The sequence below is a fragment of the Methyloversatilis sp. genome (assembly GCF_051861465.1).
Classification (GTDB): Bacteria; Pseudomonadota; Gammaproteobacteria; order Burkholderiales; family Rhodocyclaceae; genus Methyloversatilis.
In genome coordinates this window covers 36,066-46,670 of record NZ_JBHYCQ010000016.1, presented here as the reverse complement: position 1 = coordinate 46,670, position 10,605 = coordinate 36,066, and the positions used below count along the sequence as shown (strand labels likewise).

Genomic DNA, 10,605 nt, shown 5'->3' with positions numbered 1-10,605 from the left:
TGAAGAATGAGTTCAAGCCGGCAATGTCCGGACGCAGCAACTTGCCCCGAAATGGGGTTTTTCTACAGCGTCGTTAGTCATACCGGGCCCTTGTGTGTGATGAACGCCTCCGCGCAGGCGCGCGGTGAGCTGCAGACAGGCCAGCATCAACATCATCGCAGCGGATTCTTGCGCCGTGATGGCAGACGATCCTCGTTCGGCAGGATCCCGTGAACGTCTGTTCCCGGGCGTTCTGTCCGACCAGCGGTGTTTTCTCCAACTGTCTCCTGCAGGCACGGAGCGGACGGCACGGCGTGATCTGCCGCGCCGGCACCAGTAGAATCCCTACTTCGCACTGTTCCCGTCTGGCTCTTCGTCCGCGGATCAGCGCCATCGCAACGATCCTGCTCACAACCTCCAAGACTGAAATCATGGCAACACGCGGCCTGCTTTTCATCGTCAGTGCGCCTTCGGGTGCCGGCAAGACCACCCTGGTGCGCGGTCTGCTTGAACGCGACCCCGGGATACAGCTGTCGATCTCGCACACGACGCGCGCCGCGCGCCCGGGAGAGGTCGACGGCGTGGCCTATCATTTCGTGTCGGCCGCTGTTTTCGACGCCATGCGCACGGCGGGCGACTTTCTCGAGTGGGCCCAGGTTCACGGCAATGGCTATGGAACGTCGCGCCGCTGGCTCGACGAACAGCTGTCGGCAGGCCGTGACGTACTGCTGGAAATCGACTGGCAGGGCGCGCAGCAGGTGCGCACGCTGTTTCCCGACGCGGTCGGCATCTTCATCCTGCCGCCTTCCCTTGACGCGCTGTCCGCGCGGCTGAACGGGCGTGGACAGGACGCCTCCGACGTCATCGAGCGGCGGCTGGCCGCGGCGCGCGACGAGATACGTCATCTTCACGAATTCGATTTCGTTATAATCAATGACATACTGAGTCAAGCTCAAGCTGAGTTGGTGCTTGTCGTGCAGGCCGCGCGCCTGCTGACGACCAGCCAGATGGCGCGGCATCCTGAAACATTCAAATCACTGGGCATCGACTGAACATGGCACGCATCACTGTTGAAGACTGTCTCAAGCGCATCCCCAACCGTTTCCAGCTGACGCTGGCGGCCACCGTACGTGCGCGTCAGCTTGCTGCCGGCAGCACGCCGCAGGTCGAAGCCGAGAACGACAAGCCCACCGTCGTTGCGCTGCGCGAGATCGCCGCCGGCAAGTTCGGCGTCGAAATCCTGAACCGGGGTCAGGTCTGATGCGACCGGGCCTCAGGCACTGAACTGAACCATGCGGCCGGTGGACGACATACTCATGCCCACCCCGGTCATACAGCCTTCGCCTGAAGCACCCGTTGTCGCCCTCGGTCTGGCCGACAACGATCCCCATGCGGGCAATCCCGCCGGTCCCCACGGCGGCGACTTCGATCGCCTGATCGGATCCATTTCCGCCTATCTGCGGGACGAGGACGTGCACCGCGTGCGCGATGCCTACGCGCTGTCCGCCAGTGCCCACGCAGGCCAGTTCCGGATGAGCGGCGAGCCTTACGTGTCGCATCCGGTCGCGGTGGCGGAAATCCTCGCCGGCTGGCAACTCGACAGCCAGGCGCTGTGCGCCGCGCTGCTGCACGACGTGATGGAAGATACCGACATCACGAAGGAGGAGATCGCCGAACGTTTCGGCAAGGTGGTCGCCGAACTGGTCGATGGCGTGTCGAAACTCGACAAGATCGAGTTCCAGTCGAAGGAAGACGCGCAGGCGGAAAACTTCCGCAAGATGTTGATGGCGATGGCGCGCGACGTGCGCGTCATCCTGATCAAGCTGGCGGACCGAACGCACAACATGCGCACGCTCGGCAGCGTGCGGCAGGACAAGCAGCGGCGCATTGCGCGCGAAACGCTCGAAATTCATGCACCGATCGCCAACCGCCTCGGCCTGCATGCGGTGTACCGCGAACTTCAGGATCTGGCCTTCCAGGCCATGTACCCGCTGCGCTACCGGGTGCTCGACCGCGCGATGAAGGCGGCGCGCGGCAACCGGCGCGAGGTGGTCGGCAAGATCACCGACGCCATCCGGACCCGCCTGCCCGAGCGCGGGCTGGAAGCCGACGTGTTCGGTCGCGAGAAGAGCCTGTATTCGATCTTCCGCAAGATGCGCGACAAGCACCTGACGTTTTCGCAGGTGCTCGACATCTACGGCTTTCGCGTGGTCGTGCCGGACGTGGCCGCCTGCTACCTGACGCTGGGTGCGCTGCACGCGCTGTACAAGCCGGTGCCGGGCAAGTTCAAGGATTACATCGCGATCCCCAAGGCCAACGGCTACCAGTCGCTGCACACGACGCTGATCGGCCCGTTCGGCACGCCGGTCGAAGTGCAGATCCGCACCTCCGAAATGCACCAGATCGCGCAGAACGGCGTCGCGTCGCACTGGCTGTACAAGGACAGCGAACAGTCGCTGGATGATCTGCAGGCCAATACGCACCGCTGGCTGCAGTCACTGCTCGAACTGCAGAGTTCGGCGCCGGATTCGGCCGAATTCCTCGAACACGTCAAGATCGACCTGTTTCCGGGCGAGGTCTACGTGTTCACGCCCAAGGGCAAGATCATGTCGCTGCCGCGCGGTGCGACGGCGGTCGACTTCGCGTACGCGGTGCACACCGATGTCGGCCACTGTTGCGTGGCCTGTCGCATCAATCACGAGCTGATGCCGCTGCGCAGCGAACTGAACAGCGGCGATCAGGTGGACATCATCACGGCAACGCACCCCAATCCGAATCCGGCCTGGCTGGGCTACGTGAAGACTGGCAAAGCGCGTGCGCAGATCCGCCACTTCCTGAAGAACATGCAGGTCGAGGAATCGGCCCAACTCGGCGAGCGGCTGCTGACCCAGGCGCTGCGCCAGTTCGGCGTCACGCCGGACGAAATCAGCGATGTGTCGTGGACACACTGGCTCGAAACGGCCGATATCCGCAACCGCAAGGACGCACTCGCCGACATCGGCCAGGGCAAGAGCTCGGCCACCTTCGTCGCCCGCAGCCTGCTCGAGCTGCAGACGGCGCGCGAGGCCGGCAGCGGGATCGAGGTACCGGAAAGCGCGCTGCTGATCCGCGGTTCGGAAGGCATGGCGGTGCAGATTGCGCGCTGCTGCCAGCCGATACCGGGCGACCCCATCGTCGGCCAGATGCGCAAGGGATCCGGCCTGATGATCCATGCGCACGACTGCCCGACGCTGCGACGCAACCGCAAGGAAGGCGACCAGTGGGTCGATGTCGAGTGGGAGCGCGACACCAGTCGGGTGTTCGAAGTCGGCATCCGCGTCGTGTCGGCGAATCGACCGGGCGTGCTGGCCAAGGTGGCGTTCGAGATCGCGGAATGCGGCGCCAACATCCAGAATGTCGGCATGGAAGAAGACGGCAGCCTGTACACGCAGATTCATTTCACGCTGCAGGTGAGTGATCGCGTGCATCTCGCGCGCATCATGAAGGGCTTGCGTCGCGTACCGGAAGTGGTACGCATCAACAGGGTGCGTGCCGGCAGCGAAAAGGCCGAAGAAGGCCGCAGGGGCACGCAGCAGTAGTCATCGAATTTTCTGTATGGAGTCTGAAGTGGCTGAATACGAATCGGATCACACGCGTTTCATGCGTGAGTACCTGGAAAAGAATCCGGAGCAGGTTGAAGAGCAGCGCAAGGGGCGCGCGCTGTGGTGGGACAAGCCGCAGGACCTCGAAAGCCAGCGCCGCTTCAACGAAGCCAAGGTGCCGCAGAAGGCCTACCCGTATCAGGCTGACCTGACGCCGGGCGAATCACACTGAATCCGCCGCCGGACCCGTCACTGCGCACGTTCGTGGTCGGCCGATGAGCCTGCTCGACACGCCGCTGGCCGTTGTCGATCTGGAAACGACCGGCGGCGACCCGGCGCTCGATCGCATCACCGAGGTCGGCATCGTGCTGGTGGATGGCGACCAGCGTGTCGAATGGTCCAGCCTGGTCAATCCGGGCATCCCGATTCCCGGCAACATCCAGCGTTTCACCGGCATCACCGACGAGATGGTGCGCCGGGCGCCAGGCTTTGCCGACATTGCGCAGCAGGTGTCCACGCTGCTGCATGACCGTCTGTTCGTCGCCCACAACGCGCGCTTCGACCACGGCTTCCTGCGCAACGAGTTCGCCCGTCTGTCGCTGTCCTTCGCGCCACGCGTGCTGTGTTCGGTCAAGTTGTCGCGCGCGCTCTACCCCGGGCATCCGCGCCACGGGCTGGATGCCGTGATGGAACGGCTGGGCCTGAACTGCGATGCGCGTCACCGCGCGCTGGGTGATGCTCGAGTGGTGTGCGATGTGCTCGACATCGTGAAGCGCGATTTTCCGGTCGCGCAGATCGATGCGGCCATCCGCAAGTCCGGGCTTACCGCGTCGCCGGTGCCCGGCTTCGCACCGGGCGCCGTGGGAGATCCGCCGGAGGCGCCCGGTGTCTATCTGTTCTACGGCGCACCTGCTGCGCCCGGCGTCGGCGCAGACCTGTTGCCGGCGCCGGTCGAAACCCCGCTTTTCGTCGGGCGCAGCCGCAATCTGCGTTCGCGTGTGCTGTCCCACTTCAACGGTCCGCAGAAGGCGGGTCAGGCGGCGCGTCTGGCGCGCGAAACGCGGCGCGTCGAATGGACCGAAACGGCCGGCGAACTCGGCGCCCTGCTGCTCGAAGCGAAGCTCGTGAAACAGTTGCAGCCGCCGTACAACAAGCCGGCACGCGCCCCCGGTCCGGCCGTGGCGCTGCACGTGCGCGGCGGGCCGGGCAATGAGGTTGCGGCTGGAGAAGCCGCATTGACGCTGGTCGAGGTGGATCGCGTCGCACCGCGCATGCTCAACGGTCTGTACGGGCCTTTCCGTTCGCGACGGGAGTGTCTTGCTGCCTTGCGCGAACTGGCCACTGCCTGGCAGCTGTGCCCGAAGCGCATCGGTCTGCAGGGCTACGAGCGGCGCACGGCCGCGTGCTGCAATGTTCAGATCAAGCGCTGTCGTGGCGTGTGCTGTGGCCGCGAAGAGGTGCGTCAGCACGATCTGCGGATGATGAGCGCGCTGGACGGCTTGCGCATGCCCGACTGGCCATGGCCGTCAAGCATTGCGGTGCGCGAGCGGCGACTGGATGCATCGCTGGGTGAACGGCACTGGTTGTCCCACTGGTGCTATCTGGGGAGCGAACCGGACGACGCGCCGACCGGTACCCTCGTCGGCCGCGAACTGCGCTTCGACTACGATCACTACCGCATCCTGCGTCGCCACCTGGACGGTCTGCCGCTGGACGCGGTCGAGGTCGCATAAAAAAGGCGACCGTCGGTCGCCTTTCTTTCGACTTGCTGCCCGAACGTTCAGGCGTCCGGGTCGTACATGCAGTGCTTGATCTTGTGGCGGTTGGCAATCAGCTCTTCCATCGTCGGCTTGCCGGTCATCGCGCGCTGGATGGCCAGCTTCATCGCTTCGTAGTTGGTGCGGTACAGGTCCTTCATGTCGAGATTGGTGTCCTTGACCGCATTCGGATCCAGCCACACCAGATCGATGATGACCAGTTCATCCACCAGCTCCTTCGGGATGACGCCTTCTGCAACGCTGTCGACGACGGCATCGGCCGTGGCCGACTGCACGACACCGCCCAGCAGTTCGACCGTGCGCGAATTCTTGATCGTCACCTTGGGCACCATCATGGTCGCCGGTTTGGCCATCTGGTTGCAGTCGCGCACGGCCAGCATGCGGGTGTGACCGGCGGTCTGGCCCATCATCTGGGCGAAGGCCTGTCCAACCGGGCCATCGATGGAACCGATGACGATTTCCGGCATGGCGTCAGTGAATTGGCCTTCCTTCGCGAAGACGGTGGCTTCACCGATCTTCATCACGATGCGTTCGGACATTTCGTTTCCCTTTCAACAGATTAAAAATTCGGTCGCTGCAAAGCCGGCGTCGGGCTGCAGCTCATTCGCCACGAATTCTAGCGCGCAGCCGGTCGATCTCGCGGCGCTGCGTCTTGGTCGGCCGGCCGTGCAGGCCGACCGAAGGCTCGGGCTGCAACCGGCGCTGCTCGCGGGCGGCCTCACGTGCGGCCATGCTTTCGGGCGTCTCTTCGTACAGCGTCCGTGCAACCTCGGCAGGGCCGCGCTTGCCCGACAGTGCCTGCACGATCACCGTGTAACGCACCTCGCCGGTCTGGATGTCCAGACGGTCGCCGATACGCACCTCACGTGACGGTTTGGCGCGCGCCTCATTGAGCTGGATGCGGCCGGCGTCGATCGCGTCGGCCGCCAGCGTGCGTGTCTTGAAGAAACGGGCCGCCCACAGCCACTTGTCCAGCCGCAGCCGCTCGCGCGTGTCGTCGTTCGGCCCGCTCATTGAATCAAGGCAGCAGGCGCTCGCCCGCGTACAGATCTTCGATGCGCTCGCGGGCGCGGATCAGGTGGCAGGTGTCGCCATCCACCATGACCTCGGCGGCGCGGGCGCGCGTGTTGTAGTTCGAGCTCATGGTCATGCCATAGGCGCCGGCGGAAAAGATCGCCACCAGGTCTTCCGGCTCGACCGCCAGTTGGCGCGCGCGGCCGAGGAAGTCACCGCTTTCGCACACCGGGCCCACCACGTCGTAGGTGTCGGGTATCCCGTGTGGCCTCACTGCGGCGATGCGGTGGAACGCGTCGTACAGCGCCGGGCGGGCGAGGTCATTCATCGCTGCGTCGATGATGGCGAAGTTGCGGTCCTCCCCGCGCTTCAGGTACTCGACCTTCGACAGCAGCACGCCGGCGTTGCCGACCAGCGAACGACCGGGTTCGAGCAGCAGCCTTTCCTTGCGACCGGCCAGCACGGACAGCAGGGGCGCGAGATAGTCGCGTGTCGCGGGAACCGCCTCGTCGTCGTAGCGGATGCCGAGACCGCCGCCCAGATCGAGATGACGCAGTTCGATGCCGTCGCGGTTCAGTGCTTCGGCCAGCGCGACCACCTTGGCGGCCGCTTCGGCGACCGGCGCCGGATCGAGCAACTGCGAGCCGATGTGACAGGCGATGCCGCGGATGTCCAGCTGCGGCAGCTTCGCCGCAGCCAGATAGAGCGCGTGCGCATCGGTGATCGGCACGCCGAACTTGTTGCACTTCAGGCCGGTGGAAATGTAGGGATGCGTCTTCGGATCGACGTCCGGATTCACGCGCAAGGCAATCGGGGCGCGCTTGCCGAGACTGCCGGCGACTTCGGCGAGTCGGTGCAGCTCGGGTTCGGATTCGACGTTGAAACAGTAGATGCCGTGTTCGAGCGCCGCGCGCATTTCGTCGCGCGTTTTGCCGACGCCGGAAAAGACGACCTTCGCCGGATCGCCGCCTGCCGCGACGACGCGTGCCAGTTCGCCGCCGGACACGATGTCGAAGCCGGTGCCAAGACGCGCAAACAGATTCAGGATGGCGAGGTTCGAATTCGACTTCACCGCATAGCACAGCATGGCGTCGCGCCCGGTCAGCGCCTCGGCGTAGGCCGCATGCGCATCGGTCAGCGCGGCGCGCGAGTACACGAAGGTCGGTGTGCCGAATTCGGCGGCGACGCGTTCGAGCGGAACACCTTCGGCGAACAGGGTGCCATTGCGGGTTTCGAAGTGCTTCATTGCGCAGGCACCTTGCTATCATCCTTCGATGGCGTTGCCGGTGCGGGCGCCGGCGTGGCAGGGACTGCGGCCGCAGGTGGCCGGATCTTGTCCTTCGGCGGCAGGGTCAGGGGCCCCTTGGTGCCGCAGCCTGCGAGTATCAGGGTCAGTGCGGCAATGCGCACGAGCGTGCTGGAAAACATGTCAGGTAGCCGGTAATGAACGAGAACGAATTTAACAAATTGGCCGATGCGACGCTGGCCGCGATCGAGCAGGCCGTCGAACGCAGCGGCGCCGACATCGACTATGAACTGCAGGCCGGTGGCGTACTTGAACTCGAATTCGCCAACGGCTCGAAAATGGTGATCAACCGGCACGGCGTCGCCCAGGAAATCTGGGTGGCAGCGCGTTCCGGCGGCTTTCACTTCCGGCCGGAAGACGGTCGCTGGATCGGTACGCGCGACGGCGCCGAGTTGATGCAGGCACTGGAAGCCCTGCTCAGCCAGCAGGCCGGCGAACCGGTACGCCTGATGCCCTGAAATCCGTGGCGCCCCCGAGCCCGGCAGACCCTGGAACGATGTGACCCGAGGGCGATGGGCCGGACGGCGGCGCCGCTGGCGGTGGCACATCCGGCAGTATCTCGCCTTCGGACGCCGGCCCCTCGGGCTCGTCCGGAATCGATTCCGGCTCGGGGGGCATGTGTTCCTCATACATCAGGTCTGTGCGCGGATTGCCCCGCGCGTCCTCGCCGGCATTGATGCTGATCAGACCGTCGGGCAGCGGCAGGCGCTCCTCCGGAACATCCTTCAGCGCGTGGCGCATGTAGTCCACCCACATCGGCAGCGCGGCAGAACCGCCCGTTTCGCCGCGGCCGAGCGATCGTGGCGTGTCGAAACCGATCCAGGCAACCGTGACATGCGATGGCTGGTAGCCGCAGAACCACGCGTCGAGGTATTCGTTCGTGGTGCCCGTCTTGCCGGCGAGGTCGCTGCGCTTGAGCTGCAACGCGCGCGTTGCGGTACCGCGGCGCACCACGTCCTGCATCAGGCTGTCCATCAGGTACGCGTTGCGTGCGTCGATCACGCGCTGTGATTCGTCGCGCGGCGCAGTCGGTGTGAAACGCGCGAGCACCTTGCCGCTGCCGTCCTGTATTTCGCGCACCACGTAGGGTTCCACCCGGAAGCCGCCGTTGGCGAACACCGCGTAGCCGGACGCCATCTGCCACGGCGTCACCGATCCGGCACCGAGCGCCATCGTCAGATACGGCGGATGGCGTGCCGCCTCGAAGCCGAAGCGGGTGATGTAGTCCTGCGCGTAGCGCGGCCCGATCGAACGCAGCACACGGATCGACACCATGTTCTTCGACTTGGCGAGCGCGGTGCGCAGCGAAATCGGTCCGTCGTACTTGCCGTCGTAGTTCTTGGGCTGCCAGCTCTGGCTGCCGGTTTCGCCTGCCGACACGACGAGCGGCGTGTCTTCTTCGACCGTCGAAGGCGAGTAGCCTTTTTCGAGGGCGGCCGAATAGATGAAAGGCTTGAAGCTCGACCCCGGCTGACGCCAGCCCTGGGTCACATGGTTGAACTTGCTGCGGTTGAAGTCGAAGCCGCCGACCAGCGCACGCACGGCGCCATCCGCACTGTCGATCGACACGAGCGCCGCCTCGACCTCCGGCATCTGGGCGATCACCCAGCCCAGCTTGTTATCAGGCATCACGCGCACCAGCGCGCCGCGACGCAGCCGCCGTGCCGGCGGCGCCTTGTCGTCGAGCATCGGGCGAGCGAACCGGATGGCGTCGGCGCCGAGCTTGAGCACCTCGCCGCCGCGTTTGTAGACCTTGATCGCCGTCGGGCTGGCTTCAAGCACGACGGCCGCGTGCAGGCCGGCGGCGTCCGGCACGTCCTGCAGCAGGTCATCGAGCATTTCATCGTCGTCGGCGACGATGTCCTTCAGGTCGATGAAGGCTTCGGCGCCGCGGTAGCCATGCCGGCGGTCGTAATCGAGCACGCCCTTGCGCACAGCCTCGATCGCCGCCGCCTGATCAGCGCGGCGTATGGTCGTGACGACACGCAGTCCGAGTCCATAGGCATTCTCGCCAAATTTCTCCACCGCGATCTGGCGCGCCATCTCGGCCACGAAGTCCGCGCGCTGTTCGGACTGGGCGCCGTCCCGGCGCACCGGCAACTGCTGTTCGACCGCCGCCGTCCGCGTTGCGTCGTCGATGTACCCGAGATCCTTCATGCGGCGCAGCACGTAGGCCTGGCGCAGCGCGGCGCGCTTCGGATTGACGACCGGGTTGTATTTCGAAGGCGCCTTCGGCAGCCCGGCCAGCATCGCCGATTCCGCCACGCTAAGGTCTGCGAGGTTTTTGCCGAAATAGGCTCTGGACGCGGCAGCGAAGCCATAGGCGCGTTGCCCCAGATAGATCTGATTGATGTAGAGCTCGAGTATCTGGTCTTTTGTCAGGCTGTTCTCGATTTTGAATGCGAGCAGGGCTTCATAGACTTTGCGGCGCAGGGTGCGTTCGCTGGACAGGAAGAAGTTGCGCGCCACCTGCATGGTGATGGTGCTCGCACCCTGGCTCCGTCCGGAGGTGGTCAGGTTGGACAGGGCCGCACGGGCGATGCCCACGTAGTCGATGCCGTAGTGCTGATAGAAGCGTTCGTCCTCGGCGGCGATGATGGCCTGCTTGAGCGACTCGGGAACCTGGTCGATCGGAACGACCGATCGACGCTCTTCGCCGAACTCGCCGATCAGATGCCCGTCGGCGCTATAGACGCGCAGCGGGATCTTGGGCCGGTAGTCGGTGAGGATGTCGAGCGACGGCAGTTGCGGGTAGGCAAGCAGCACGACGATCAACGCAAGCGCGGCGCCAATGAGCAGCAAGCCCGCAAGAGCAGCCAACGGGTAGATGAACCAGCGAAGGACGGGGGGCAAGAGGACGGATTTCCGGGCGAGCAACAAGCGCGAATTATAGCTGGCGGACCCGAAGAACCCCCGCCTCGCGCTTACCCAAAATTTGTTTACTTGT

11 protein-coding genes are annotated in these 10,605 nt (G+C 64.9%); 6 read left to right on the top strand and 5 right to left on the bottom strand.

Annotated elements, in window-relative coordinates:
• The first annotated feature begins 410 nt into the window (after window positions 1-410).
• The 5 genes from gmk to ACTIFF_RS17200 are packed head-to-tail and all read left to right on the top strand — an operon-like array spanning window position 411 to window position 5,293.
• On the top strand, window positions 411-1,031 hold the full coding sequence (gmk, locus tag ACTIFF_RS17220) for a guanylate kinase (protein ID WP_439537947.1): 621 nt from the start codon (window positions 411-413) through the stop codon (window positions 1,029-1,031).
• Window positions 1,032-1,033: 2 nt separating this feature from the next.
• A complete protein-coding gene (gene rpoZ, locus ACTIFF_RS17215; protein ID WP_069038465.1) occupies window positions 1,034-1,240 on the top strand; it encodes a DNA-directed RNA polymerase subunit omega in 207 nt (68 codons plus the stop codon).
• Between the two features lie 55 nt (window positions 1,241-1,295).
• Window positions 1,296-3,557 carry a RelA/SpoT family protein gene (locus ACTIFF_RS17210; RefSeq protein WP_439537946.1) on the top strand — a complete coding sequence of 754 codons (2,262 nt, stop codon included), beginning with the start codon at window positions 1,296-1,298 and terminating at the stop codon, window positions 3,555-3,557.
• A 28-nt stretch (window positions 3,558-3,585) separates the two neighbouring features.
• Window positions 3,586-3,792: a DUF3460 family protein gene (locus ACTIFF_RS17205; protein WP_439537945.1), complete on the top strand. Its 207-nt coding sequence runs from the start codon at window positions 3,586-3,588 to the stop codon at window positions 3,790-3,792.
• Window positions 3,793-3,835: 43 nt separating this feature from the next.
• Window positions 3,836-5,293, top strand: coding sequence for an exonuclease domain-containing protein (locus ACTIFF_RS17200; protein ID WP_439537944.1), 1,458 nt, complete (start codon window positions 3,836-3,838; stop codon window positions 5,291-5,293).
• 47 nt (window positions 5,294-5,340) lie between these two features.
• Here ACTIFF_RS17200 and fae read toward each other — a convergent pair whose 3' ends face one another.
• The 4 genes from fae to lptM all read right to left on the bottom strand — a co-directional run bounded on the left by fae (window position 5,341) and on the right by lptM (window position 7,780).
• The gene (fae, locus tag ACTIFF_RS17195) at window positions 5,341-5,877 is read right to left on the bottom strand and encodes a formaldehyde-activating enzyme (RefSeq protein WP_439537943.1); all 537 of its coding nucleotides are present in this window, start codon (window positions 5,875-5,877) and stop codon (window positions 5,341-5,343) included.
• 61 nt (window positions 5,878-5,938) lie between these two features.
• Window positions 5,939-6,352 carry an RNA-binding S4 domain-containing protein gene (locus ACTIFF_RS17190; protein ID WP_439537942.1) on the bottom strand — a complete coding sequence of 138 codons (414 nt, stop codon included), beginning with the start codon at window positions 6,350-6,352 and terminating at the stop codon, window positions 5,939-5,941.
• A 4-nt stretch (window positions 6,353-6,356) separates the two neighbouring features.
• Window positions 6,357-7,598 carry a diaminopimelate decarboxylase gene (gene lysA / locus ACTIFF_RS17185; RefSeq protein WP_439537941.1) on the bottom strand — a complete coding sequence of 414 codons (1,242 nt, stop codon included), beginning with the start codon at window positions 7,596-7,598 and terminating at the stop codon, window positions 6,357-6,359.
• The gene (gene lptM / locus ACTIFF_RS17180; RefSeq protein ID WP_439537940.1) at window positions 7,595-7,780 is read right to left on the bottom strand and encodes an LPS translocon maturation chaperone LptM; all 186 of its coding nucleotides are present in this window, start codon (window positions 7,778-7,780) and stop codon (window positions 7,595-7,597) included. Before lptM ends, lysA begins: the two co-directional genes overlap by 4 nt.
• Window positions 7,781-7,795: 15 nt before the next feature.
• Between lptM and cyaY the strand changes: the two genes are divergently transcribed.
• Window positions 7,796-8,116 carry an iron donor protein CyaY gene (gene cyaY / locus ACTIFF_RS17175; protein ID WP_305632692.1) on the top strand — a complete coding sequence of 107 codons (321 nt, stop codon included), beginning with the start codon at window positions 7,796-7,798 and terminating at the stop codon, window positions 8,114-8,116.
• Here cyaY and ACTIFF_RS17170 read toward each other — a convergent pair.
• Window positions 8,076-10,511, bottom strand: coding sequence for a penicillin-binding protein 1A (locus ACTIFF_RS17170; protein WP_439537939.1), 2,436 nt, complete (start codon window positions 10,509-10,511; stop codon window positions 8,076-8,078). The genes cyaY and ACTIFF_RS17170 overlap by 41 nt on opposite strands.
• Window positions 10,512-10,605: the final 94 nt, after the last annotated feature.

Excerpts from the sequence above, each read along its gene's own strand:
- gmk (WP_439537947.1), top strand. The coding sequence starts at position 411 with ATGGCAACACGCGGCCTGCTTTTCATCGTCAGTGCGCCTTCGGGTGCC.
- lysA (WP_439537941.1), bottom strand. The coding sequence starts at position 7,598 with ATGAAGCACTTCGAAACCCGCAATGGCACCCTGTTCGCCGAAGGTGTT.
- ACTIFF_RS17190 (WP_439537942.1), bottom strand. The coding sequence starts at position 6,352 with ATGAGCGGGCCGAACGACGACACGCGCGAGCGGCTGCGGCTGGACAAG.
- fae (WP_439537943.1), bottom strand. The coding sequence starts at position 5,877 with ATGTCCGAACGCATCGTGATGAAGATCGGTGAAGCCACCGTCTTCGCG.
- rpoZ (WP_069038465.1), top strand. The coding sequence starts at position 1,034 with ATGGCACGCATCACTGTTGAAGACTGTCTCAAGCGCATCCCCAACCGT.
- lptM (WP_439537940.1), bottom strand. The coding sequence starts at position 7,780 with ATGTTTTCCAGCACGCTCGTGCGCATTGCCGCACTGACCCTGATACTC.
- ACTIFF_RS17200 (WP_439537944.1), top strand. The coding sequence starts at position 3,836 with ATGAGCCTGCTCGACACGCCGCTGGCCGTTGTCGATCTGGAAACGACC.
- cyaY (WP_305632692.1), top strand. The coding sequence starts at position 7,796 with ATGAACGAGAACGAATTTAACAAATTGGCCGATGCGACGCTGGCCGCG.
- ACTIFF_RS17210 (WP_439537946.1), top strand. The coding sequence starts at position 1,296 with ATGCCCACCCCGGTCATACAGCCTTCGCCTGAAGCACCCGTTGTCGCC.